Origin of the sequence: Pseudomonas sp. NPDC089752 (assembly GCF_044748725.1) — a bacterium.
In the GTDB taxonomy this organism is placed as follows: Bacteria; Pseudomonadota; Gammaproteobacteria; order Pseudomonadales; family Pseudomonadaceae; genus Aquipseudomonas.
On sequence record NZ_JBIVGP010000023.1, the window covers coordinates 31,677 to 54,499 of the forward strand.

At 63.7% G+C, this 22,823-nt stretch carries 23 protein-coding genes; 12 read left to right on the plus strand and 11 right to left on the minus strand.

Annotation, left to right across the window (positions count from 1 at the left end):
• Positions 1-216: 216 nt before the first annotated feature.
• Both ttcA and ACIPZF_RS25000 read left to right on the plus strand, forming a co-directional pair.
• Positions 217-1,041 (plus strand): tRNA 2-thiocytidine(32) synthetase TtcA, encoded by an 825-nt coding sequence (gene ttcA, locus ACIPZF_RS24995; protein WP_400804458.1) that lies wholly within the window; start codon positions 217-219, stop codon positions 1,039-1,041.
• A gap of 4 nt (positions 1,042-1,045) precedes the next feature.
• Positions 1,046-1,717 carry a DNA-3-methyladenine glycosylase I gene (locus ACIPZF_RS25000; RefSeq protein ID WP_400804460.1) on the plus strand — a complete coding sequence of 224 codons (672 nt, stop codon included), beginning with the start codon at positions 1,046-1,048 and terminating at the stop codon, positions 1,715-1,717.
• Positions 1,718-1,850: 133 nt separating this feature from the next.
• Here ACIPZF_RS25000 and ACIPZF_RS25005 read toward each other — a convergent pair whose 3' ends face one another.
• From ACIPZF_RS25005 to arsC, 3 genes are read right to left on the minus strand one after another with little or no spacing between them, the layout of a single operon-like run.
• The gene (locus ACIPZF_RS25005) at positions 1,851-2,264 is read right to left on the minus strand and encodes a DUF2069 domain-containing protein (RefSeq protein ID WP_400804462.1); all 414 of its coding nucleotides are present in this window, start codon (positions 2,262-2,264) and stop codon (positions 1,851-1,853) included.
• A complete protein-coding gene (gene wrbA / locus ACIPZF_RS25010; RefSeq protein WP_400804463.1) occupies positions 2,257-2,862 on the minus strand; it encodes an NAD(P)H:quinone oxidoreductase in 606 nt (201 codons plus the stop codon). The genes ACIPZF_RS25005 and wrbA overlap by 8 nt, the downstream gene beginning before the upstream one ends.
• Positions 2,859-3,212 (minus strand): arsenate reductase (glutaredoxin), encoded by a 354-nt coding sequence (gene arsC, locus ACIPZF_RS25015; RefSeq protein ID WP_400804464.1) that lies wholly within the window; start codon positions 3,210-3,212, stop codon positions 2,859-2,861. Before arsC ends, wrbA begins: the two co-directional genes overlap by 4 nt.
• Positions 3,213-3,297: 85 nt before the next feature.
• Between arsC and ACIPZF_RS25020 the strand changes: the two genes are divergently transcribed.
• Positions 3,298-3,762, plus strand: coding sequence for a TlpA disulfide reductase family protein (locus tag ACIPZF_RS25020; protein WP_400804465.1), 465 nt, complete (start codon positions 3,298-3,300; stop codon positions 3,760-3,762).
• Positions 3,763-3,882: 120 nt separating this feature from the next.
• Here ACIPZF_RS25020 and ACIPZF_RS25025 read toward each other — a convergent pair whose 3' ends face one another.
• The 4 genes from ACIPZF_RS25025 to ACIPZF_RS25040 all read right to left on the minus strand — a co-directional run bounded on the left by ACIPZF_RS25025 (position 3,883) and on the right by ACIPZF_RS25040 (position 8,640).
• Positions 3,883-4,272: an META domain-containing protein gene (locus ACIPZF_RS25025; RefSeq protein WP_400804467.1), complete on the minus strand. Its 390-nt coding sequence runs from the start codon at positions 4,270-4,272 to the stop codon at positions 3,883-3,885.
• On the minus strand, positions 4,269-4,706 hold the full coding sequence (locus ACIPZF_RS25030) for a hypothetical protein (protein ID WP_400804468.1): 438 nt from the start codon (positions 4,704-4,706) through the stop codon (positions 4,269-4,271). The genes ACIPZF_RS25025 and ACIPZF_RS25030 overlap by 4 nt, the downstream gene beginning before the upstream one ends.
• 31 nt (positions 4,707-4,737) lie before the next feature.
• A complete protein-coding gene (locus ACIPZF_RS25035; RefSeq protein ID WP_400804470.1) occupies positions 4,738-5,727 on the minus strand; it encodes a 2-hydroxyacid dehydrogenase in 990 nt (329 codons plus the stop codon).
• A 153-nt stretch (positions 5,728-5,880) separates the two neighbouring features.
• Complete coding sequence (locus ACIPZF_RS25040) at positions 5,881-8,640, minus strand: response regulator (protein ID WP_400804471.1); 2,760 nt, start codon at positions 8,638-8,640, stop codon at positions 5,881-5,883.
• Positions 8,641-8,834: 194 nt separating this feature from the next.
• On the opposite strand from ACIPZF_RS25040, the gene ACIPZF_RS25045 reads away from it, so the two are divergent.
• From ACIPZF_RS25045 to ACIPZF_RS25075, 7 genes are all read left to right on the plus strand, one after another.
• Positions 8,835-9,551: a response regulator transcription factor gene (locus tag ACIPZF_RS25045; RefSeq protein ID WP_400804474.1), complete on the plus strand. Its 717-nt coding sequence runs from the start codon at positions 8,835-8,837 to the stop codon at positions 9,549-9,551.
• Between the two features lie 3 nt (positions 9,552-9,554).
• Positions 9,555-10,946 carry a histidine kinase sensor domain-containing protein gene (locus ACIPZF_RS25050; protein WP_400804476.1) on the plus strand — a complete coding sequence of 464 codons (1,392 nt, stop codon included), beginning with the start codon at positions 9,555-9,557 and terminating at the stop codon, positions 10,944-10,946.
• A 108-nt stretch (positions 10,947-11,054) separates the two neighbouring features.
• Positions 11,055-11,954 carry a cysteine synthase CysM gene (gene cysM / locus ACIPZF_RS25055; RefSeq protein ID WP_400804478.1) on the plus strand — a complete coding sequence of 300 codons (900 nt, stop codon included), beginning with the start codon at positions 11,055-11,057 and terminating at the stop codon, positions 11,952-11,954.
• Positions 11,955-13,313, plus strand: a complete 1,359-nt coding sequence (rlmD, locus tag ACIPZF_RS25060; RefSeq protein ID WP_400804479.1) for a 23S rRNA (uracil(1939)-C(5))-methyltransferase RlmD — start codon at positions 11,955-11,957, stop codon at positions 13,311-13,313.
• A 96-nt stretch (positions 13,314-13,409) separates the two neighbouring features.
• Positions 13,410-15,650, plus strand: a complete 2,241-nt coding sequence (gene relA / locus ACIPZF_RS25065) for a GTP diphosphokinase (RefSeq protein ID WP_400804480.1) — start codon at positions 13,410-13,412, stop codon at positions 15,648-15,650.
• Between the two features lie 126 nt (positions 15,651-15,776).
• Positions 15,777-16,610 carry a nucleoside triphosphate pyrophosphohydrolase gene (gene mazG, locus ACIPZF_RS25070; RefSeq protein WP_400804483.1) on the plus strand — a complete coding sequence of 278 codons (834 nt, stop codon included), beginning with the start codon at positions 15,777-15,779 and terminating at the stop codon, positions 16,608-16,610.
• A gap of 26 nt (positions 16,611-16,636) precedes the next feature.
• A complete protein-coding gene (locus ACIPZF_RS25075; RefSeq protein WP_400804485.1) occupies positions 16,637-17,176 on the plus strand; it encodes a DUF2058 domain-containing protein in 540 nt (179 codons plus the stop codon).
• Positions 17,177-17,222: 46 nt separating this feature from the next.
• Here ACIPZF_RS25075 and ACIPZF_RS25080 read toward each other — a convergent pair whose 3' ends face one another.
• The 4 genes from ACIPZF_RS25080 to purM all read right to left on the minus strand — a co-directional run bounded on the left by ACIPZF_RS25080 (position 17,223) and on the right by purM (position 20,004).
• A complete protein-coding gene (locus ACIPZF_RS25080; RefSeq protein ID WP_400804487.1) occupies positions 17,223-17,405 on the minus strand; it encodes a hypothetical protein in 183 nt (60 codons plus the stop codon).
• Between the two features lie 168 nt (positions 17,406-17,573).
• Positions 17,574-18,284 carry a DUF3108 domain-containing protein gene (locus ACIPZF_RS25085; RefSeq protein WP_400804489.1) on the minus strand — a complete coding sequence of 237 codons (711 nt, stop codon included), beginning with the start codon at positions 18,282-18,284 and terminating at the stop codon, positions 17,574-17,576.
• 8 nt (positions 18,285-18,292) lie between these two features.
• On the minus strand, positions 18,293-18,946 hold the full coding sequence (gene purN / locus ACIPZF_RS25090) for a phosphoribosylglycinamide formyltransferase (protein ID WP_400804491.1): 654 nt from the start codon (positions 18,944-18,946) through the stop codon (positions 18,293-18,295).
• Positions 18,946-20,004, minus strand: a complete 1,059-nt coding sequence (gene purM / locus ACIPZF_RS25095) for a phosphoribosylformylglycinamidine cyclo-ligase (protein WP_400804493.1) — start codon at positions 20,002-20,004, stop codon at positions 18,946-18,948. The genes purN and purM overlap by 1 nt, the downstream gene beginning before the upstream one ends.
• Positions 20,005-20,475: 471 nt before the next feature.
• On the opposite strand from purM, the gene ACIPZF_RS25100 reads away from it, so the two are divergent.
• Positions 20,476-21,540, plus strand: coding sequence for a DUF2066 domain-containing protein (locus tag ACIPZF_RS25100; RefSeq protein ID WP_400804495.1), 1,065 nt, complete (start codon positions 20,476-20,478; stop codon positions 21,538-21,540).
• A gap of 12 nt (positions 21,541-21,552) precedes the next feature.
• On the plus strand, positions 21,553-22,626 hold the full coding sequence (locus ACIPZF_RS25105) for an AI-2E family transporter (RefSeq protein WP_400804498.1): 1,074 nt from the start codon (positions 21,553-21,555) through the stop codon (positions 22,624-22,626).
• Positions 22,627-22,823: the final 197 nt, after the last annotated feature.

The window sequence follows — 22,823 nt, forward strand, 5'->3', positions numbered from 1 at the left end:
AAGCGGCCCGAGGCCAGGGCACCGAAGCAAAGCGGTAAAGTGGCCTTATGTCGCAGTATAGGAAGCGGTTACCGGCACAAACCCTGCTTTTTAGAGCAAATTGCACTGTCGGCCCGACTGCTGATTCCCTTGAAGTCTTTATCGGAATCCCTACAGCTGCGCCAGGTTTGTGCGTAAAATAGCCGCCTTTTGTCACACCTCGCGGATCCAAGCGCTATGGGCACCCTCTCGGTCAACCAGAACAAACTGCAAAAACGCCTGCGTCGCCTCGCTGGCGAAGCCATCACCGACTACAACATGATCGAGGATGGCGACAAGGTCATGGTCTGCCTGTCCGGCGGCAAGGACAGCTACACCATGCTCGACGTTCTGTTGCACCTGCAGAAGGTGGCACCGATCAAGTTCGAGATCGTCGCCGTGAACATGGACCAGAAGCAGCCGGGTTTCCCCGAGCATGTGCTGCCGGCCTACCTCAAGGAGCTGGGCGTCGAGTACCACATCGTCGAGAAGGACACTTACTCGGTGGTCAAGGAACTGGTCCCCGAGGGCAAGACCACCTGCTCGCTGTGCTCGCGCCTGCGCCGTGGCACCCTGTACACCTTCGCCGATGAAATCGGCGCGACCAAGATGGCCCTGGGGCATCACCGCGACGACATCGTCGAGACGTTCTTCCTCAACATGTTCTTCAACGGCGCGCTCAAGGGCATGCCGCCGAAGCTGCGCGCCGATGACGGCCGCAACGTGGTGATCCGCCCGCTGGCCTACTGCAGCGAGAAGGACATCCAGGCCTACTCGGACATGAAGGAATTCCCGATCATCCCGTGCAACCTCTGCGGTTCGCAGGAAAACCTGCAGCGCCAGGTGGTCAAGGACATGCTGGTGGAGTGGGAGCGCAAGCACCCGGGCCGTACCGAAAGCATCTTCCGCGCAATGCAGAACGTTGCCCCGTCGCAGCTGGCCGACCGCAACCTGTTCGACTTCACCAGCCTGAAGATCGACGAAAGCGCCACGCCGCGCTTCCTCGACGTGGTGAACATCTGAGCCCATGCGCGATTATCAGTGGCTGCATGAATATTGCCTGAACCGCTTCGGCTCGGCCCAGGCGCTGGAGGCCTTCCTGCCGCAGCCGCGCACGCCGGCGCAGTTGCGCGACATCACTGACGACCGCTACCTGTCGACCCTGGCCCTGCGCGTGTTCCGCGCCGGGCTCAAGCACAGCCTGGTGGATGCCAAGTGGCCGGCGTTCGAGCAGGTGTTCTTCGGCTTCGACCCGGAGAAGGTGGTGCTGATGGGGGGCGAGCACATTGAGCGGCTGATGCAGGATGAGCGCATCATCCGCCACTTGGGCAAACTCAAGAGCGTGCCGCGCAATGCGCAGATGATCCTTGATGTGACCAGGGAAAAGGGCAGTTTCGGCGCGTTCATCGCCGACTGGCCGGTAACCGATATCGTCGGGCTGTGGAAGTACCTGGCCAAGCATGGCAACCAGTTGGGCGGGCTGTCGGCGCCGCGCTTTTTGCGCATGGTCGGCAAGGACACCTTCATCCCCACCGATGACATGGCCGCCGCGCTGATCGCGCAGAAAGTGATCGACAAGCAGCCGACCAGCCAGCGCGACCTGGCGTTGGTGCAGCAGGCGTTCAACCAGTGGCACGCCGAGAGCGGCCGGCCGCTGTGCCAGCTGTCGGTGATGCTGGCGCATACCGTCAATCATTGAAATTGGCGTTGTCCCATTCGCGGGGCAAGCCCGCTCCCACAGGGATCGCGCAGCTTTCTAAGTTTTGTGGAAGACACTTGCTCCCACAGGTCATGCGCTGACCCTGTGGGAGCGGGCTTGCCCCGCGAAGGGTTCAACTCCCTTCACCCGCCATGCGCCGCTCATGCTGAAACTTCCAGCGCACGAACAGCAGCGCACTGACAAACAACCCCAGGCTCACCAGCAGCTCGACCCAGCCAAACACCGCCCGTGCCGGATCGAACGCGGCCAGCACCCCCTTGATGAAATAGATATTCACCACGAAGCAGATCCAGGCATGCGCCCGGGCGCTGCCCAGCAACATGCCCGGCAGCAGCAACAGCAGCGGCACCAGTTCGATCGCCAGGATCACCCCGACCCGTGCCCCGTGCAGGTTGGCGAACCACAGGTTGTTCACCGCCAGCAAGGCAATCAGGCCGAAATAAAACGCCAGGCTCAACGCCCGCGTCAGGCGCAGGCGCGGTGCCAGCCATTCCAGTGCTGGCAACACCTTGGGCTGCTTAGCCACGCGCGGCCTCCAGGGCCTTGGCAGTGGTCGCCAGGCGTTGGCCAAGGGCACGGCACAGGGTGATCTCGTGCGGGTCCAGCTCACGCTTGCCGTCGGCACCGGCATGGTGGCTGGCGCCATAAGGGGTGCCGCCGCCGCGGGTTTCGAGCAGCGCCGATTCACTGTACGGCAGGCCCATCACCAGCATGCCGTGGTGCATCAATGGCAGCATCATCGACAGCAGGGTGGTCTCCTGGCCGCCATGCAGGCTGGCGGTGGAGGTGAACACGCCTGCGGGCTTGCCCACCAGCTCACCGCCCAGCCACAGGCTGCTGGTGCCGTCGAGGAAGTACTTGAGCGGCGCGGCCATGTTGCCGAAACGGGTCGGGCTGCCCAGTACCAGGCCGGCGCAGTGGCGCAGGTCGTCGAGGGTGGCGTACAGCGCGCCGCTGGCCGGGATGTCCGGGGCCACGGCTTCGCATTCGGTGGAGATCGCCGGCACCGTGCGCAGGCGTGCTTCCATGCCGGCCAGCTCGATGCCGCGGGCGATGTGCCGGGCCATTTCGCTGGTCGAACCGTGGCGGCTGTAATACAGCACCAGGATGTACGGGGCGGTCACGGCAGGATCTCCAGCACCTTCTCCGGAGGTCGGCCGATCACCGCCTTGTCACCGGCCACCAGGATCGGGCGTTCGATCAGCTTGGGGTTTTGCGCCATGGCGTCGATCAGTTGCGCGTCGGTCAGGGCCGGGTTGGCCAATTCGAGTGCCTTGTATTCGTCTTCGCCGGTGCGCAGCAGCTGGCGCGGGGCGATGCCCAGCTTGCCGAGCAGGGCCTTGAGCGTCGCGGCGTCTGGCGGGGTTTCCAGGTAGCGCACGATGGTCGGCGCCAGGCCGCGTGCTTCGAGCAGTTCCAGCGCGCCGCGGGATTTCGAGCAGCGCGGGTTATGATAGAGCGTCAGGTCAGTCATGTCGGGTCGCATCCAGCTGGGTGTGGCGGCTATTCTAACCGTAGCGACTGACCCCTTTGCTTGAAAACTTGATAAGGATTGACCCATGGCAAGGCGTTTGGCAGCAGTACTGGCCATCACCGCGAGCCTGTTGCTCGGTGGCTGCGGTGCCGACTACGGCGTGGACCAACATGGCAACACGGTTAAGGCCGAACAGATCGATGGGCACTGGCTGGTGCTCAATTACTGGGCAGAATGGTGTGGCCCGTGCCGTACCGAAGTACCGGAACTGAACACGGCGGCCAAGCAGTGGGCGGCCGACGGCATCAAGGTGGTGGGGGTGAACTTCGATGGCTTGCAGGGGCCGGAGCTGAAACAGGCTGCCGATACCCTGGGCATCGGCTTCACCGTGCTGGCCCAGGACCCGGCCGAGCGTTACGACCTGCCACGCAGCGAGGCACTGCCGGTGACCTACATCATCGATGACAAGGGCAAGGTGCGTGAGCAGCTGATGGGTGAGCAGACCCTGGAAGGGCTGCAGGCCAAGATCAAGGCGCTCAAGGGCGCCTGACCCGAAAAACCTGTAGGAGCGGCTTCAGCCGCGAACACCGGCGAAGCCGGTGCCCGGCACCGCTTCGCTTGCTTCGCGGCTAAAGCCGCTCCCACGGGTTTGCAGTCAGCCTTCCTCAGGTCAAAAGCGCAGCGGCTTGCCTTCAGCCGGCCAGAAGCGCATCTGCTCCACGGGCGACACATCCCAACGTTGCACCGTTTCCAGCGCCTGCAAGAAGCGCTTTTCCTGCTCCATCAAGGCCGGCGCACACAGCTTGCGGGTCTTGCCGACTTTGCCGAAGCTCAAGTGCTCACCCTCCAGCGTATACGGCGCAAACCAGTGGTTACAGCCGGCATTGCCATAGGCACGGCCATCGCTGGCCAGGGTCAGGGTCAGGTGGCTGTAGTCGATCAGCGGGCGTTCACCGATCCATTCCAGCACATAGCTGCGCTCTTGCTGCAGCTTTGACGGTTCGGCGGCGCAGCCCAGCAGGCCGGTGGCAATCAGCACGCCGGTCAGCAATTTCTTCACGCGGCGCTCTCCTGGCATTTCGGGCACAGGTGCTTGTCGCCACGGCTGGCCCAGCCCAGCTCGGCGATGCGCGCGGTGGCGGCCGGCTGGCGGGCTTTCTTGCCCAGCTTGGCGTCCACGGCGAACTCGAAGTCGAGCACCGCGTCGCAGCTGTCGCATTCGGCCTGCCAGTTGAGGATTTCCAGCTCGTTGAACACCGGGCCACTGGCCACGGCGACCCACTGGCCGCGCGGGTTGATCAGGTGGCGCACGCTTTCCACGGTCAGGCGCATGGCCAGGTCCTTGCTGCCCTTGAGGGTCACGAGCAAGGTGTCGCCTTTGTGCATCGAACCACCATTGCCGGTCACCTGGTAACGACCCGGTACCAGGGCGCGGCATTCGATCAGGGTGTGTTGCGGGTTGAAAAGGGTGTAGCGGAAATCGTGCTCGACCATGGGTCCTCCAGAAATGCCGCGTATCCTAGCATCAACCCGTGACCAGATTCTGCGGATTCCCCGCCGCCCAGCGGATGATGTTGTCCAGCGTGGTAGCGGCAATGGCGTCCAGCGCCTCGCGGGTGAGGAAGGCCTGATGCGCGGTGACGATCACATTGGGGAAGGTCAGCAGGCGCGCCAGTACATCGTCTTGCAGCGGCAGGTCCGAGCGGTCTTCGAAAAACAGCTGCGCTTCTTCTTCATACACATCCAGGCCCAGGTAGCCGAGCTGGCCACTTTTCAATGCGTCGATCAGTGCCGGAGTATCGACCAGCGCGCCACGGCCGGTGTTGATGAGCATGGCGCCGGGCTGCAACTGGGCCAGGCTCTGCGCATTGATCAGGTGCTTGGTGTGTTCGGTCAGCGGGCAGTGCAGGCTGATGATCCGTGCTTCGCGCAGCAGTGCGGGCAGTTCCAGGTAACGTGCGCCCAAAGCCAGCATTTCAGGGTTGGGGTAGGGGTCGTAGGCCAGCAACTGGCAGCCGAAACCGGCCATGATCCGGGCGAAGGCCACGCCGATCTGGCCGGTGCCGACCACGCCGACGGTCTTGCCATGCAGGTCGAAGCCCGTCAGGCCATGCAGGGTGAAGTCACCTTCGCGGGTGCGGTTGTAGGCGCGGTGCAGGCGTCGGTTGAGGGCGAGGATCAGCGCCACGGCATGCTCGGCCACGGCGTGCGGCGAATAGGCCGGCACGCGCACGACCGCCAGGCCCAGACGCGCTGCGGCGGCCAGGTCGACATGGTTGTAGCCGGCCGAGCGCAGGGCGATCAGGCGCGTGCCGCCGCTGGCCAGGCGCTGCAGGACCTGGGCGTCGAGTTCATCATTGATGAAGGCGCACACCACCTCGAAGCCCTGGGCGAGGGCGGCGGTGTCGAGGGTCAGGCGGGCGGACTGGAAGTGCAGCTCCAGGGCGCCGGCTTGGGTGGCACGGGTGAAGCTTTCCTGGTCGTAGTGCTGGCTGCTGAACAACAGTGCGCGCATGGTCGGGCTTCCTTTGCGTGGGTTGCAGGATTTTAGCCACCTGGAAGGAACTGGGTGTTGATCTGCACCGGCCTCTTCGCGGGGCAAGCCCGCTCCCACAGAAAACAGTGGAACCTGTGGGAGCGGGCTTGCCCCGCGAAGGGGCCCTCAAGGTCAAGCGCTGAGCCGGGCCTGCTCCGCCAACCGCCCGATCGCCCCGTCCAGCTCATCCAGCGCTTGTTGCGCCTGTGGGTGATCCTGCTTGAGCAACGTCTCACTGCGCTGGCAGGCCGCGCGTAATTGCGGCACGCCGCAATAGCGCGAAGCACCGTTCAACCGATGCACTTGCTCGATCAGCGTCGAGCGGTCACCCGCTTCCCGTGCTGCAAAAATCGCCTCGCGGTCGCTCTGTAGCGATGCCAGCAGCATCGCCAGCATATCGGCCGCCAGGTCCGGCTTGCCTGCGGCCAGGCGCAAGCCTTCGTCAGGGTCGAGCACGGGCAAGTCCTGGCCTTCGGCCTGCTGCTCCAGCATCGGCTCCAGCGGCCCGCCACCCAGGCTCAGGCCGGTCCACTTCATGACCACCTGGGCCAGCTGGCGCTCGCTGATCGGCTTGGTCAGGTAGTCGTCCATGCCGCTGTGCAGCAGGGCGCGTTTCTCGTTGGCCATGGCGTGGGCGGTAAGGGCGACGATCGGCAGCGGGCTGCCGCTCTGGGTGTTTTCCCACAGGCGGATCTGCTCGGTACAGGCGCGGCCGTCCATGCCCGGCATCTGCACGTCCATCAGCACCAGGTCGAAGGGTTCACTCTGCACCGCCTGCACTGCGGCGTAGCCGTTGTCGACTGCCAGCACTTGGGCGCCGAGGTCTTCCAGCAGGGTCTGCACCAGCAGCAGATTGGCGGCATTGTCGTCGACGCAGAGTACTTTCGGCTGGCGCTGGCCGCGCTTGCCCGGTGCCGGTTCGCCCAGCGGGCGGCGCGGTTGCAGCAGCTCAAGCAACAACCGACGCAGTTTGCGCGTGCAGGTGGGTTTGGACAGCAGTTGGCCGTGGCCATTGGGCAGGTAAGGGTGGTACAGCGCCTGCTCGGTGGTCGGGCACAGCACCACGCATTGGCAGTGGTAGCGCTCCAGTTGTTGATGATATTGGCCAAGCTGCTCGGGCGAGAGGTTGCCCAGGTTGGCGCCGAGCACGGCGAACTCGAATGGCATGCCGGCCTGGCATCCGGCCTGCACACCCTGCAGCAGCTGCTCATAGGAGGCGAACAGGCTGACGCTCAGGCCGCAATCCTCAAGCTGGTGCTCAAGGGCCTGGCGGGCCAGTTCGTGGCTGTCGACGATGGCTGCCCGCCGGCCCAGCAGCGGCTGAGGTGGCGGTGGTTCGATATCGTCATGGGCCTTGGGCAGGCTCAGGCTGATCCAGAACTGCGAGCCTTCACCCGGGGTGCTGTCGACGCCGATCTCCCCGCCCATCTGTTCGATCAGGCGCTTGGAGATCACCAGGCCCAGGCCGGTGCCGCCCGGCTGGCGGGCCAAAGAGTTGTCGGCCTGGCTGAAGGCCTGGAACAGCGTGCGCACATCCTGGGGCGACAGGCCGATGCCGGTGTCCTGCACGCTGATGCGCAGCTGCGCGGTATCTTCCTGTTCGTCTTCCAGCATCGCGCGCACGACGATGGTGCCTTCGCGGGTGAACTTGATGGCGTTGCTCACCAGGTTGGTGAGAATCTGCTTGAGCCGCAGCGGGTCGCCGATCAGCGACGACGGGGTGTCGCGGTAGATCAGGCTGAGCAGTTCGAGCTGCTTGGCGTGGGCGGCGGGGGCGAGGATGGTCAGGGTGTCCTGGACCAGGTCGCGCAAGTTGAACGGAATGCTGTCGAGCACCAGCTTGCCGGCCTCGATCTTGGAGAAGTCGAGAATCTCGTTGATGATCCCCAGCAAGTTGTCGGCGGACTTCTCGATGGTGTTCAGGTAGTCCAGCTGGCGCGGCGTCAGCTCGCTTTTCTGCAGCAGGTGGGTAAAACCGAGGATGCCGTTGAGTGGGGTACGGATTTCGTGGCTCATGTTGGCCAGGAACTCGGACTTGATGCGGCTGGCCTCCAGGGCTTCCTTGCGCGCCATGTCCAGTTCGATGTTCTGGATCTCGATGGTTTCCAGGTTTTGCCGCACGTCCTCGGTGGCCTGGTCGATGCTGTGCTGCAGCTCTTCATGGGCGCTGTGCAGGGTTTCGGCCATGCGGTTGATGCCGCGGGCCAGCTCGTCCAGTTCATGGCTGCCCATGGCCGGCAGGCGTTCTTCGAGGTGGCCGTCCTTGAGCTGATTGACCGCATGCTTGATACGCGCGATGGGGTCGTTGATGGTGCGGCTCATGCGCATCGCCAGCAGGGCGCTGAGCACCAGGCAGCCGAGGATCAACAGCACGGTGGTGAACAGGTTGCGGTAGCCGCGCAGCAGGGTGCCGTCGTGGGACAGTTCGATCTCGACCCAGCCCAGCAGGCGCTCGGCTTCGGCCGGCACGGCATCGGTGGCCAGGTCGCGGTGGTGGCCGAACACCGGCATCAGGTAGCGGGTGGCGTCGTTGCCCGTGCGCTGCAGCAGTTGAGTGCCAGTGCCGCCACTGGGCGCCTGGTTGATCATGCTGGGGCCGGCGTGGGCCACCCGGCTGCGGTCCGGCGCGAGGAACGCCACGGCCCGCACATCGGCCTGCTCCAGGGTTTGCGCGGCAATGCGTTCCAGCTGGGCCGGTGCGTTGCGCGCCAGGGCAGGCGCGGCCAGAGGTGCCAGTTGCTCGGCGATCATCTTGCCGCGTTGCAGCAGTTGCGTGCGCAACTGGTCTTGCTGCAGCCAGGTGAAATAGCTGCCCAGCACCAGAGCCATCAGGCTGGCAGGCAACAGCGCCAGCAGCAGTACCCGGCTTCTGATTCCCAAACGATCGAGCACACTCGCCTCCTGTGATGTGCCTGGACGCCGTCACCTGGGCGACGGACCAAAGCGCGAAGTTACTCCGCCTGTCTGCCCAATGCACCCTTTTATAGCGCTTTTCGCCAGCGCTGTGGGGCATTGGTCGCAGCGCGGTTGCCTGAATAGTGTGCATGCTCAATAATTGCGCAATTGAGAATGCATGGCAGTTGCCAATGAATCCCGTAGCTATTCACACATCCCGTATCCTCGCCATCGAGGACGATCCGGTGCTGGGCGCTTACCTGCATGAAGAACTGCAGCGCGGTGGCTTTCAGGTGACCTGGTGCCGCAACGGCCTGGAAGGCCTCGAAGCGGCTGGCCGGCACGCCTTCGACGTGGTGCTGATGGACATTCTGCTGCCGGGTCTGAACGGCCTGGATGCCCTGGCCCAGCTGCGTCATCGCAGCGCAACGCCGGTGATCCTGATGTCGGCGCTGGGCGCCGAGGCCGATCGTATCAGCGGCTTTCAGCGTGGTGCCGACGACTACCTGCCCAAGCCCTTCAGCATGGTCGAGTTGCAGGTGCGCATCGAGGCGATTCTGCGCCGTGTCGCTCTCGAACGTCGCCATCAGCCGCCGGTGGAGGCCGCCAGCGGCGAGCTGCGTTTCGACGAGGCACTGTGCGATGTCAGCCTCGATGGCCGCCTGGCCGGTCTGACCCCCAGCGAATACCGCCTGTTCGACCTTCTCAACCGCAACCTCGACGAGGTGCTGAGCAAGCCCTTCCTTTATCAGCAGGTGCTCCAGCGGGGTTATTCACGCCATGACCGCAGCCTGGACATGCACGTCAGCCAGATCCGTCGCAAGCTCAAGGGCATCGACTATCTCGAGCGGCAAATCCGCACCGTGTGGGGCAAAGGCTACGTGCTCAGCGCCGGCGAGCTGGAGTAAGCCATGCTCGACCGTCATTCGTTGTTCTGGAAGCTGTCGATTTTGCTGGTTGGCTTCTGCCTGCTGATGATCGGCCTCAGCTACACCTGGGGCCGCCACGTGGAAACCCAGAACGCCTTTCTCGACGAGCCAGCCCGTCAGGTGCTGCGCAGTTACGCCAGCGAGGCCGAACAGGCTTGGCGCACGGGTGGGCGGGAAGGGCTGGACCGCTGGGTCACGGCCATGCACCAGCGTGAGCATGGCTGGGTGGGCGTGCTCGACAGCAGCCTGCGCCCGCTCGACAGTGCCACCCTCGGCCCCGAGATCATGCAGCGGCTCACCCGTCTGCGCGGCGTCGACTGGCCCATGAGCCGGCGCAGCATCGACCAGCCCTGGTTGCGCATACCTTTCCCGGGGGCGCCGGAGCAGGGCATGTTGGTCATGCAGTTGCCGCAGCGCTTCAACCCCGGCCATTACCGTTTGCTATGGCGGGTGGTCACCAACGGCATCATCCCTGGCCTGTTCACCTTGCTGCTGTGCGTTGGCTTGTATCGCATGCTGATCGTGCCGCTCAACCAACTGCGCGAACAGGCCAATGCCTGGCGCGCCGACCAGCTTTCGGCGCGCCTGGATTCACGCACCATCGCCCGGCATGACGAGCTCGGCGAGCTGGCCCGGGCCTTCGACCAGATGGCCGAGCGGCTGCAGGGCACGGTGGCCCTGCAGCAACAGTTGCTGCGCGATCTTTCCCACGAAATGCGCACCCCGCTCAGCCGCCTGCGGGTGGCCTGTGACGGTGAAACTGACCTGCAACGCCTGCGCGAGCGCTTGGGCCGCGAAGTGGACTGCATGCAGCAGTTGGTCGAGGATACTTTGCAGCTTGCCTGGCAGGATGCCGAACGCGCGCCGATGAACCTCGAACCGATCCAGGTGCAGGCGCTGTGGGACCTGCTGATCGAAAACGCCAGTTACGAGAGTGGCTGGGGTGTCGAACGTTTGATTTGCGAGGTGCCTGGCGATTGTTGGGTGCAGGGCAATCTCAATCACCTGGCCCAGGCACTGGAGAATATGCTGCGCAATGCCATTCGTCATTCGCCGGAAAACGGCCTGGTCAGGCTGGGAGGGCAGCGCGAAGGTGGGTATTGGCATTTGTGGCTGGAGGATGACGGAGGTGGTGTGGACGAAGAAGACCTGGAGCGGATCTTTGCACCGTTCTCCCGGCTCGATGGCTCGCGGCCCGGTGATGGTGGCTTTGGCTTGGGGTTGAGCATCGCCCGCAGTGCGATCCAGCGTCAGGGCGGAACGCTTTGGGCAGAGAACGGCAAACGCGGGTTGCGGTTGTGCATGCGTTTGCCGGTTCATGTCTCGGCCTCTTCGCGGGGCAAGCCCGCTCCCACAGAATTGCAGCTCACATAGCGACCAACTTATAGCCAGCAGTTATATCCACCACAGATTGCGTGATATGGCCGCGAAGGGTTTGCCGGTATGATAGGCACCCCTGCCGTCCGGATTGTGAAATACGCCATGACCTTGCAGTACCCAACCATCGCCGATTGCGTCGGCAATACGCCCCTGGTTCGCCTGCAGCGCATCGCTGGCGAAACCAGCAATACCCTCCTGCTCAAGCTTGAAGGCAACAATCCTGCCGGCTCCGTCAAGGACCGCCCGGCGCTGTCGATGATCACCCGCGCCGAACTGCGCGGCCAGATCAAGCCTGGCGACACGCTGATCGAGGCCACCTCCGGCAACACCGGCATTGCCCTGGCCATGGCGGCGGCGATCAAGGGCTACAAGATGATCCTGATCATGCCCGACAACTCCACCGCCGAACGCAAGGCGGCGATGACCGCCTACGGCGCCGAGTTGATTCTGGTGACCAAGGAAGAGGGCATGGAGGGTGCCCGCGACCTGGCCGAGAAGCTGCAGGCCGAAGGCCGTGGTCTGGTCCTCGATCAGTTCGCCAACGGCGACAATCCGATTGCCCATTACAACAGCACCGGTCCGGAGATCTGGCAGCAGACCCAGGGCACCATTACCCATTTCGTCAGCTCCATGGGCACCACCGGCACCATCATGGGGTGCTCGCAGTACCTCAAGGAGCAGAACCCCGAGGTGCAGATCATCGGCCTGCAGCCGATGGAAGGCTCGGCCATTCCAGGCATTCGCCGCTGGCCCGAGGAATACCTGCCGAAGATCTTCGACGCCACCCGCGTCGACCGCGTGGTGGACATGTCCCAGCAAGAGGCTGAGGACACCACCCGGCGCCTTGCCCGTGAAGAGGGCATTTTCTGCGGTGTGTCTTCTGGTGGTGCGGTGGCAGCCATGCTGCGCCTGTCCCAGGAAGTGGAAAACGCGGTAATGGTCGCGATCATTTGCGACCGTGGCGACCGTTACCTGTCCACCGGCCTGTTCGACCCGAGCTAAATGTCCAGAAAAAAAACCAACAGCGGCCTGCGCTTTCAGCCGGCCGGTGGCAACCGTACGTCCCAGGTCCCCGTGGGCAAGAAACAGCGCCTGGATATCGAGCGCCTGGCCGGTGACGGCCGGGGTATCGCCTTCCTGGAAGGGCGCACGTGGTTCGTCAGCGGCGCCCTGGCCGGTGAAGCGGTCGAGGCACGGGTACTCAATGCCCGCGGCAAGGTGGTCGAGGCGCGCCTCGAGCGTGTGCTGCAGGCCAGTCCCGAGCGCCGCGAGGCGCCGTGTCGCCATTACCAGCGCTGTGGCGGCTGCAACCTGCAGCATCTGCCGCATGAAGGCCAGTTGGCGCTCAAGCAGCGCACCCTGGCCGAACAGCTGCAACGGGTTGCCGGCGTGCAACCTGAAGAATGGGCCGCGCCACTGAGCGGGCCGGAGTTCGGCTACCGGCGCCGGGCGCGGGTAGCGGTACGCTGGGATGTGAAAGCCCGTCAGTTGGACGTTGGTTTCCGTGCCGAGGCCAGTCAGGACATCGTCGCCATCGACGATTGCGCGGTACTGGTACAGCCTTTGCAAACCATTGTGCGGCACTTGCCGACTGTCCTGCGTTCGTTGAGCAAACCGCAGGTCATCGGCCATGTCGAGCTGTTCAGTGGCACCCACGAGGCTGTGTTGGTGCGCCACGTCTCGCCGTTGCCAGCGGAAGACCTGGCACGTTTGCAGGCATTCTGCACCGAGGCCGACGCGCAGCTGTGGCTGCAGGGCGAAGGTGAGCCGGCGCCGCTGGGTGCCGACGCCAAACTGGGCTTTGCACTGGAACCCTGGCAGTTGGAGCTGGCCTGGCGCCCGGGCGATTTCGTCCAGGTCAACGCCCAGGTCAATGCCGCGATGATCGAGCAGGCCCTGGCCTGGCTCGCACCGCAAGCCGACGAGCGTGTGCTGGATCTGTTCTGCGGCCTGGGCAACTTCGCCCTGCCGCTGGCCCGCCAGGCGCGTGAAGTGGTGGCGGTAGAAGGTGTACAGGCCATGGTCGATCGGGCCGCGGCCAATGCCCGAAGCAACGATGTGCATAACGCGCAGTTTTTTCAGGCCGATTTATCGCAGCCTTTGGCAGGCGCCGGATGGGCCGCCGAGGGCTTTTCTGCGGTACTCTTGGATCCACCGCGCGACGGTGCGTTCGAGGTGGTGCAAGGCATCGCCCGCCTCAAGGCCAAGCGGCTGGTTTATGTATCGTGCAACCCGGCCACGCTGGCGCGAGACGCCCAGGTGCTGGTCGGCCAAGGGTACCGGTTAAAAAGGGCCGGGATTCTCGACATGTTTCCTCAGACGGCGCATGTCGAAGCCATGGCGTTATTCGAAGCGGGCTAGCGAGCTGGCCCCTTGGTGCGGTTTCCATGGATTGGGAGCCACACGGTGATAGCCAGCGCATCCGCGTGGTGCGCTGTATGGAAAGGTAAAGCAAAGATGGTACAGGTGAGAGTGCACCAGCCGGTCAACACCGACGGCAGTATCAATCTCGAAGCATGGCTGGATCACGTGGTGAGCGTGGATTCGGCATTGGATCGCGTAGCGCTCAAAGAGGCCTGCGAGTTCACCCAGGAAATCGAGAAAAAGGGTAACCCGGCCAAGCATTCATGGGCCGACGGTACCTCCAGTTTTCAGGCGGGCCTGGAAATCGCCGAAATCCTCGCCGACCTCAAGCTCGACCAGGATTCCCTGGTGGCGGCGGTCATCTACCGCTCGGTGCGTGAGGGCAAGGTGACCCTGGCCGAGGTTGGCCAGCGTTTCGGCCCGGTGGTGGCCAAGCTGATCGACGGCGTGCTGCGCATGGCCGCCATCAGTGCCAGCCTCAGCCCGCGCCAGTCGCTGGTGCTGGGCTCGCAGGCGCAGGTCGAGAACCTGCGCAAGATGCTGGTGGCGATGGTCGACGATGTGCGTGTGGCGCTGATCAAGCTGGCCGAGCGTACCTGTGCGATCCGCGCGGTGAAGTCCGCCGATGACGAAAAGCGCCTGCGCGTGGCGCGCGAGGTGTTCGACATCTATGCGCCGCTGGCCCATCGCCTGGGCATCGGCCATATCAAGTGGGAGCTGGAAGACCTGTCCTTCCGCTACCTCGAACCCGATCAGTACAAGCAGATCGCCAAGCTGTTGCATGAGCGTCGGCTGGACCGCGAGCGCTTCATCAATGACGTGATGAACCAGCTGCAGAACGAGCTGCTGGCCACCGGCGTCAATGCCGACATCAGCGGCCGGGCGAAACACATCTATTCGATCTGGCGCAAGATGCAGCGCAAAGGCCTGGAGTTCAGCCAGATCTACGACGTGCGTGCGGTGCGCGTGCTGGTGCCGGAAGTGCGCGATTGCTACACCGCGCTGGGGATCGTGCACACCCTGTGGCGGCACATTCCCAAGGAGTTCGACGACTACATCGCCAACCCCAAGGAGAACGGCTACCGTTCGCTGCACACGGCGGTGATCGGCCCCGAGGGCAAGGTGCTCGAAGTCCAGATCCGAACCCAGGGGATGCACGAAGAGGCCGAACTCGGCGTTTGTGCTCACTGGCGTTACAAGGGCACCGACGTCAAATCCAGCTCCAACCACTACGAAGAGAAGATTTCCTGGTTGCGCCAGGTACTCGAGTGGCATGAGGAACTGGGCGACATCGGCGGCCTGGCCGAACAGCTGCGGGTCGACATCGAACCGGATCGGGTCTATGTCTTCACCCCCGACGGTCATGCCATCGACTTGCCCAAGGGCTCGACGCCGCTGGACTTCGCCTACCGCGTGCACACCGAGATCGGCCACAACTGCCGTGGCGCCAAGATCAACGGGCGCATCGTGCCGCTCAACTACAGCCTGCAGACCGGCGAGCAGGTGGAGATCATCACCAGCAAGCACGGCAACCCGAGCCGTGACTGGCTGAACTCCAACCTGGGCTACGTCACCACCTCGCGGGCGCGGGCCAAGATCGTCCACTGGTTCAAGCTGCAGGCGCGCGACCAGAACGTCGCCGCCGGCAAGACCCTGCTCGAACGCGAGCTCAGCCGCCTGGGCCTGCCGCAGGTCGACTTCGAACGCCTGGCCGAGAAAACCAACGTCAAGACCGCCGAGGACATGTTCGCCTCCCTCGGCGCCGGTGACCTGCGCCTCGCGCACCTGGTCAACGCCGCCCAGCAACTGCTCGAACCCGATCGTATCGAGCAGATCGAACTGGTGCCGCGCAAGCCTACCGGCACCCGTACCGGCAAGCGCGGCGACATCCAGATCCAGGGCGTCGGCAACCTGCTCACGCAGATGGCCGGCTGCTGTCAGCCGCTGCCGGGCGATGCCATCGTCGGCTATATCACCCAAGGCCGTGGCGTCAGCATCCACCGCCAGGATTGCGCCTCGGCGCTGCAACTGGCCGGGCGAGAGCCGGAGCGGATGATCCAGGTCAGCTGGGGGCCGATACCGGTGCAGACCTATCCGGTCGACATCGTCATCCGTGCCTACGACCGCCCGGGCTTGCTGCGTGACGTGTCGCAGGTGCTGCTGAACGAGAAGATCAACGTGCTGGCGGTCAACACCCGCTCGAACAAGGAAGACAACACCGCGCTGATGTCGCTGACCATCGAGATTCCAGGCCTGGATGCGCTGGGGCGCTTGCTGGGGAGGATTTCGCAGTTGCCGAACATCATCGAAACGCGGCGTAATCGTACCCCTTGAGACCGAGGTGGCTTCTTCGCGGGCAAGCCCGCTCCCACAGGTTGAGTGCAAGCCTGGAAATGTGCACTGTACCTGTGGGAGCGGGTTTGCCCGCGAAGGGCGCACCACCGAAGGACCTGCTTAAAAATGACTTACACCCTCGAAGACCTGCTGCACCTCATGGCCCGCCTGCGCGACCCGCAGTACGGCTGCCCATGGGACCTCAAGCAGAACTACGCAAGCATCGTCCCGCATACCCTCGAAGAAGCCTACGAAGTCGCCGACACCATCGAGCGCGGTGATTACGAGCACCTGCAAGGCGAACTCGGCGACCTGTTGTTCCAGGTGGTCTATTACAGCCAGCTGGCCCGCGAGGAAGGGCGTTTCGAGTTCGATGGCGTGGTCGACAGCATCACCCGCAAGCTGATCCGCCGCCACCCGCACGTGTTCCCCACCGGCGAGCTGTACGCGCCGCTGGACACCCCCAGCCTGAGCGAGGCCCAGGTCAAGTCGCGCTGGGAAGAGATCAAGGCCGAAGAGCGCGCCGAAAAAAGCGAGCCCGAACAGCTGTCGCTGCTCGATGATGTGCCAGCGGCATTGCCGGCGCTGTCGCGAGCAGCCAAACTGCAGAAGCGCGCTTCAACCGTCGGCTTCGACTGGCCCGATGCGTTGCCAGTGTTGGACAAGGTGCGGGAAGAGTTGGACGAAGTGCTGCAGGCCATGGCCGACGGCGATGCCGACGCCCTCGAAGATGAAATCGGCGACCTGCTGTTTGCCACCGTCAACCTGGCCCGCCACCTCAAGCACGACCCGGAAAACGCCCTGCGTCGCGCCAACCGCAAGTTCGAGCGGCGTTTCCGCTTCATCGAACAGGCATTGCGCAACAGCGGTCGGCCGATTGAAGATTGTAACCTTGACGAACTGGACGCCCTTTGGGGGGAAGCCAAACGTCAGGAAAAGAACCTGCCCAGCTGCGGCTGAGTGGCTGCATAAGTGAGTGTACATCCATGAGTCTTTCCCTTCGCGATCAATTGCTCAAGGCCGGTCTGGTCAACCAGAAACAGGTTTCCCAGACCAACAAGGCCGAGAAGAAACAAAAACGCCTGGAGCACAAGGGTCAGGTCGAAGTCGACGACACCCAGCAGCGCCTGGCCAAGGAAGCCATGGCCGAGAAGGCCAAGCGTGACCAGGAACTGAACCGCCAGCAGCAGGAAAAGGCCGAGCAGAAAGCCCGTGCCGCGCAGATCAAGCAGTTGATCGAAGCGACCCGCCTGCCCAAGCTCAGCACCGAGGACTACTTCAACTTCGTCGACGACAAGAAGGTCAAGCGCATCGCCGTCAATGCCCTGATGCGCAGCAAGCTGAGCAATGGCGCACTGGCGATCGTCTCGCATGGCGGCGGTTACGAGGTGATCCCGCGCGAAGCGGCGGTGAAGATCCAGGAGCGCGACCCCAATCGCATCCTGCTGCTCAACACCCATGTCGAGGAAGCGGACGAGGATGACCCGTACGCAGCCTACAAGATCCCTGACGATTTGATGTGGTAAGCAACAGAAACCCCGCCTAGGCGGGGTTTTCTTTTGAAAGACTGTGTCATTGCGTACTGCGCTGGCCTTCCAGGTCTTCCAGCTCCGCGCGGTACTGGTGGGCTTCGTGTTCATTGTGGAACATGCCGACCAATTGGCCTTGCTGGTGTACATCCCAGATCCGCACGCCAGCGGCCAGGCCTTCGTGGGACATTTTCGATTCGTCGCGTTCGGTTACTTGGACTGTCATCGGTAAACTCCACTGCTTGGGTGATTGCGACATTGTGTCGCACACCCTCTTTATAGAGTTTGATAGCAGGCTAAGTAAATAAAACGCTGATGAAACTATGTTCATGTTCAGCAGGCAAAAAGAAGCCCCGCACTGGGCGGGGCTGCGGATGCTGCGGGCTGCGGCGAATCAGTTGCCCTTTACCGGCTTGCCGTCGACCGTGCCATCCTGCAGCACGATCACGTACTCCTTGCCATCGGTTTCGACCTGGCGCAGTTGCACCAGCAAGTAGTCCCACTGCTTGGCGAACCACAGTTCGGTGATGCGCTTGCTCTGGCTCGGATCGCGTACGCGCTCGACCTTCACCGCATCGACCTGGCCGGTCTTGGTGGTGACTTTTTCGGGGCCCAGCACGCGGAAGTCGTAGGTGTCGATTTCGTCCCCGTCGACCACCTGGTAGGTCATGCTCTTCTTGCCGGCGGCAACATCATGCTGCAGTGCCAGCTGGTAGGACGATTTGTCCAGCACACCGCGGTTGAGCGGCAGGCTGACGGCATCGCCACGGTCGCTGCCGGTGACTTTCTTGCCAGTCCAGTCGAAGGTCAGGTCGACTTTCTTGGCCTTGCCCAGGCCGCCGCGCTCGAAGTGATACTTCTGCGGCAACAGGGTGTCGTTTTCCATGAGCAGGGTGCTTTGCTCGGTCAGGCTGGCGATCATCATGGAAGCCTTGAAGTTAAGGTCCCAGGTACCGTTGGCGTTCTTGACCAGGCTGCGCTCGGCAGTGCCGCTCATGGGGAGTTGCTTCCAGTCGGCGGTGTAGCTGGCCGAGAAGGGCTTCAGATCGGCTGCCTGCAGGGGCAGGGCGAGCACGGCAAGAGCCAAGAGCAGGGCGCGACGCATAAATTCTCCTAGGGTCGGATCAAATGACCACTGGCCGGCAGTGGCTGGCCATCCAGTAATGCACCCTGTTCACCCAGGCGCAAGCGCCCCTCGGCAAACCAGTGCACTGCCAGCGGGTAGATCTGGTGTTCCTGATGGTGCACCCGTTGCGCCAGGCTTTCAGCGGTGTCGTCTGACGCTACCGGTACCACAGCCTGTACGACCAGGGGGCCGCCATCGAGTTCCTCGGTGACGAAGTGTACGCTGCAGCCATGCTCGTCGTCGCCTGCTTCCAGTGCCCGGCGATGGGTATGCAAACCCTTGTACTTGGGCAGCAGCGACGGGTGGATGTTGAGCAGGCGGCCCTGATAGTGGCGTACGAAACCGCCACTGAGGATGCGCATGAAGCCGGCCAGCACCACCAGGTCGGGAGCAAAGCCATCGATGCGCGCCATCAGCGCCGCATCGAAGGCTTCACGGCCGTCGAAGCCGGTGTGGTCGAGCACGGCGGTGGCGATACCCGCCGCCGCTGCGCGTTGCAGGCCGTAAGCGTCGGCGCGGTTGGACACCACCGCGGCGATACGGACCGGGCTGTCTTCACTGCGGCTGCTGTCGATCAAGGCTTGCAGGTTGCTGCCGGAACCCGACAGCAGTACCACCACATTGCAGGGCTTGCTCGGCATCAGTGTGCCTTGAGGTTCTGCAGTTCGACCTGGGCAGCGCCTTCAGCGGCTTGTTCGATGCGGCCGATGACCCATGGCTGCTCGCCTTCTGCACGCAGGACGTTGAGGGCCGCTTCGACCTGGTCCTGAGCCACGCAGATGACCATGCCGACGCCGCAGTTCAGGACGCGGTGCATTTCGTGCTCATCGACGTTGCCTTTTTCCTGCAGGAAGTCGAACACTGCCGGACGCTGCCAGCTGGCCACGTCGACCACGGCCTGGGCGTTTTTCGGCAGTACGCGTGGGATGTTGTCCAGCAGGCCGCCACCGGTGATGTGGGCCATGGCCTTGACTGCGCCAGTCTGCTTGATCAGTTGCAGCAGCGGTTTGACGTAAATGCGGGTTGGCGCCATCAGCAGGTCGGTCAGTGGCTTGCCGTCGAGCTGGGTGTTCTCGATGTCGGTGCCGGACACTTCGAGGATCTTGCGGATCAGCGAGTAGCCGTTGGAGTGAGGGCCGGACGATGGCAGGGCGATCAGCGCGTCGCCGGTAGCGACCTTGGAACCGTCGATGATCTCGGCCTTTTCCACCACGCCGACGCAGAAACCGGCCAGGTCGTAGTCTTCGCCTTCGTACATGCCTGGCATTTCGGCGGTTTCGCCGCCAACCAGCGAGCAGCCTGCCAGTTCACAGCCGGCGCCAATACCGGTGACCACGGTAGCGGCCACATCGACGTTGAGCTTGCCGGTGGCGTAGTAGTCGAGGAAGAACAGCGGCTCGGCGCCGCACACCACCAGGTCGTTGACGCACATCGCGACCAGGTCCTGGCCGATGCTGTCGTGCTTGTTCAGGTTCAGTGCCAGGCGCAGTTTGGTGCCGACGCCGTCGGTGCCGGAGACCAGCACCGGCTGCTTGTAGCCGGCCGGGATCTCGCAGAGGGCGCCGAAGCCACCCAGGCCACCCATGACTTCAGGGCGTGCGGTGCGTTTTGCCACGCCCTTGATGCGTTCGACCAGTGCTTCGCCGGCGTCGATGTCTACACCGGCGTCCTTGTAGCTCAGGGAGGGTTGCTTGCTCATTGATCCAGGCCTTTAAGAGGGAGGGATTCGTAAAAACGACCGTGACGGCCAAGGCCGGCTGGGGAGCGGCGGTTGCCTGAAACGTCAGAGGTCTGTGAAGGCGCGCGATTTTATCAGGGTTGGGGTGCAGCGGCCATCCTCAGGCCGACGGGCAGGGTAGGAAATGGTGAAAAACCCTGCGGGCGCTTGTCATGACATTAGAAGTGTTCTTGAGATCGAGCGCCGCCCGCGCGGCGCTTCGCGGCTAAAGCCGCTCCCACATTTGTTGCAACGTGCCATGGCCTGATAGACCATGGTTGCCAGCCTTGGGGCATGACGAAATTTTTGGCTGGCGCAAATGCCATCCCCGCGGCCTGACAGGAATGTGGGAGCGGATTTATCCGCGAAGCGCCGCGCGGGCGGCGCTCGATTTCAAGAGCGCCAACTATTCTGAACCCCTGCGCTCTCCTTGTTTATGGACAGGAATCCTCCATGCGTCTTTTCAACACACTGGCAGCAGCCTCACTTGCCCTGATCGCTTCTGTGGCCCAGGCCGAAAATGTCTCCGGCCTCTATCAGGTCCGCGAGCCCATTGAAGGGCAGGGCGCCGAAGCGCGCAGCGCTGCCACCGCCAAGGCGCTCGACACCTTGGTCCTGCGCCTGACCGGCGACCCCAAGGCGGCGCAAAACCCGGCATTGGCCGAACTGCGCAAAGATCCGCAACAGATCATCAACCAGGTCGGCACCGAGGCCGGTCCGCCCGAATCAGTGGTCGTCGAGTTCGACCCCGGCAGCACCGAGCGGGCCCTGCGCAAGGCCGGGCTGGCGTTGTGGGGCAGCAATCGGCCGTCGATCCTCGGCTGGTGGCTCAACGACAGTGTCGAGGGCAGCAACCTGATCGGCGACGGCCAGGCCAGCGCCCAGCCTCTGCGCCGCGCTGCGCAACACCGGGGTTTGCCGTTGCGCCTGCCGCTGGCCGACCTGCAGGAACAACTGGTAGCCAACGCCAAGCAGCTCGAAGGCAGCGACCCGGCGCCCCTGCGCGAAGCTTCCGAGCGCTACGGCGCCGACGCCCTGTTGGCGGTGCACGCCAACGAAGCCGACGGCAAGTGGCAAGGTAAATGGCAACTGTGGCTGGGCGACAAGCGCGAGCAAGGTACCGCCGAGGGTACTGACCAGGCCGCGCTGGCCGATGCTGTGATGCTGGCAGTCAGTAACCGCCTGGCCCCACGCTACGTGACCAAGCCGGGCGCCAGCAGCCAGTTGCAGTTGCAGGTGCAAGGCATGAGCCTGCAGCGTTATGCCGAACTGAGTCGTGTGCTCGAACCTTACGGCCCACGGCTGCAGATGGCCGATGGCAAGACCCTGACCTACGGCGTCACCGCCAATCGTGACCAGCTGCGCGCTCAGCTCGGTCTGGCCAAGTTGCAGGAGCTGCCTGCGGAGCAGGTGCCTGCCGCCCCGGCTGCGCCTGCAGCAGTTTCTGGCGCCACGCCGGAACAACCAGTCGCCTCCCCAGCCCCCAAGCCGTTCGACGGCCTGCGTTTTCGCTGGTAAGGACTACCGATCATGACTGATACGCGTCGTTGGATCTGGCTGGGCGTTGCCCTGCTGATCGCCGTGCTTCTTTATAGCTTGCACAACATCCTCTCGCCGTTCCTGGTGGGAATCCTGCTGGCCTATCTGGCCGACCCACTGGTCGATCGCCTGGAGCGCCTGGGCCTGTCGCGCACCTGGGGTGTGGTGGTGGTGTTCAGTTTGTTCACCCTGATCCTGCTGGCCATGCTGCTGGTGCTGATCCCGATGCTGGCCAAGCAGCTGGTGCGTCTGTACGAACTGGCGCCGCAGATGCTCGACTGGCTGCAGCATGTGGCGTTGCCCTGGGTGCAGAGCCGCCTGGGCCTGGCCGATGGCTTCTGGAAGTTCGACAAGATCAAGGCTGCCGTCAGTGAGCACATGGGGCAGACCACCGACATTGTCGGCATGCTGCTGTCCCAGGCCACTGCGTCGAGCCTGGCGCTGATGGCCTGGCTGGCCAACCTGGTGCTGATCCCGGTGGTGGGCTTCTACCTGCTGCGTGACTGGGACCTGATGATGGCCAAGCTGCGCAGCCTGCTGCCGCGCCACCGGGAGTCGCAGGTGGTGGGCTTGGCAGGGGAGTGCCATGAAGTGCTGGGGGCGTTCGTGCGCGGGCAGCTGATGGTCATGCTCGCGCTGGGCGTCATCTACTCGGCGGGGCTGATGCTGGTGGGGCTGGAGCTGGGGCTGTTGATCGGCATGCTGGCGGGGTTGGCGGCCATCGTGCCGTACATGGGGTTCATCATCGGCATCGGTGCTGCCCTGGTGGCCGGGCTGTTCCAGTTCGGCGGTGATCTGTACCCGATGCTTGGCATCGTCGCGGTGTTCATGGTCGGCCAGGCCCTTGAAGGCATGGTGCTGACGCCGCTGCTGGTGGGAGACCGCATCGGCCTGCACCCCGTGGCGGTGATCTTCGCCATCCTCGCCGGTGGCGAGCTGTTCGGTTTCACTGGGGTGCTGTTGGCCCTGCCGGTGGCGGCGGTGATCATGGTGTTGCTGCGGCATGTGCACGACATGTACAAGGAGTCGGACATGTATGCCGGGGAGGTCGACCCGGATTTATAAGCCAGACATTGCTCTTGCTCTTGCTCTTGCTCTTGCTCTTGCTCTTGCTCTTGCTCTTGCTCTGCTTTTGCTTGTAAGCGCGCAGTAGTACAGACGACACAAATTGCGACTTCAGGAGGCCGAACGGAGGTCTTGCGGAGGGAGGTGACGGGCAGGAGCCCGTCAAGCGCCTCGGCCCATGGATGGGCCGTGGGCGC

Bases quoted from the DNA above. Each gene is read 5' to 3' on its own strand.
- ACIPZF_RS25000 (WP_400804460.1), top strand. From the start codon at position 1,046: ATGCGCGATTATCAGTGGCTGCATGAATATTGCCTGAACCGCTTCGGC.
- ACIPZF_RS25050 (WP_400804476.1), top strand. From the start codon at position 9,555: ATGCTCGACCGTCATTCGTTGTTCTGGAAGCTGTCGATTTTGCTGGTT.
- ACIPZF_RS25100 (WP_400804495.1), top strand. From the start codon at position 20,476: ATGCGTCTTTTCAACACACTGGCAGCAGCCTCACTTGCCCTGATCGCT.
- cysM (WP_400804478.1), top strand. From the start codon at position 11,055: ATGACCTTGCAGTACCCAACCATCGCCGATTGCGTCGGCAATACGCCC.
- ACIPZF_RS25020 (WP_400804465.1), top strand. From the start codon at position 3,298: ATGGCAAGGCGTTTGGCAGCAGTACTGGCCATCACCGCGAGCCTGTTG.
- ACIPZF_RS25030 (WP_400804468.1), bottom strand. From the start codon at position 4,706: ATGGTCGAGCACGATTTCCGCTACACCCTTTTCAACCCGCAACACACC.
- ACIPZF_RS25075 (WP_400804485.1), top strand. From the start codon at position 16,637: ATGAGTCTTTCCCTTCGCGATCAATTGCTCAAGGCCGGTCTGGTCAAC.
- ttcA (WP_400804458.1), top strand. From the start codon at position 217: ATGGGCACCCTCTCGGTCAACCAGAACAAACTGCAAAAACGCCTGCGT.
- rlmD (WP_400804479.1), top strand. From the start codon at position 11,955: ATGTCCAGAAAAAAAACCAACAGCGGCCTGCGCTTTCAGCCGGCCGGT.
- arsC (WP_400804464.1), bottom strand. From the start codon at position 3,212: ATGACTGACCTGACGCTCTATCATAACCCGCGCTGCTCGAAATCCCGC.
- purN (WP_400804491.1), bottom strand. From the start codon at position 18,946: ATGCCGAGCAAGCCCTGCAATGTGGTGGTACTGCTGTCGGGTTCCGGC.
- ACIPZF_RS25085 (WP_400804489.1), bottom strand. From the start codon at position 18,284: ATGCGTCGCGCCCTGCTCTTGGCTCTTGCCGTGCTCGCCCTGCCCCTG.
- ACIPZF_RS25105 (WP_400804498.1), top strand. From the start codon at position 21,553: ATGACTGATACGCGTCGTTGGATCTGGCTGGGCGTTGCCCTGCTGATC.
- mazG (WP_400804483.1), top strand. From the start codon at position 15,777: ATGACTTACACCCTCGAAGACCTGCTGCACCTCATGGCCCGCCTGCGC.
- ACIPZF_RS25045 (WP_400804474.1), top strand. From the start codon at position 8,835: ATGAATCCCGTAGCTATTCACACATCCCGTATCCTCGCCATCGAGGAC.
- ACIPZF_RS25080 (WP_400804487.1), bottom strand. From the start codon at position 17,405: ATGACAGTCCAAGTAACCGAACGCGACGAATCGAAAATGTCCCACGAA.
- purM (WP_400804493.1), bottom strand. From the start codon at position 20,004: ATGAGCAAGCAACCCTCCCTGAGCTACAAGGACGCCGGTGTAGACATC.
- ACIPZF_RS25035 (WP_400804470.1), bottom strand. From the start codon at position 5,727: ATGCGCGCACTGTTGTTCAGCAGCCAGCACTACGACCAGGAAAGCTTC.
- relA (WP_400804480.1), top strand. From the start codon at position 13,410: ATGGTACAGGTGAGAGTGCACCAGCCGGTCAACACCGACGGCAGTATC.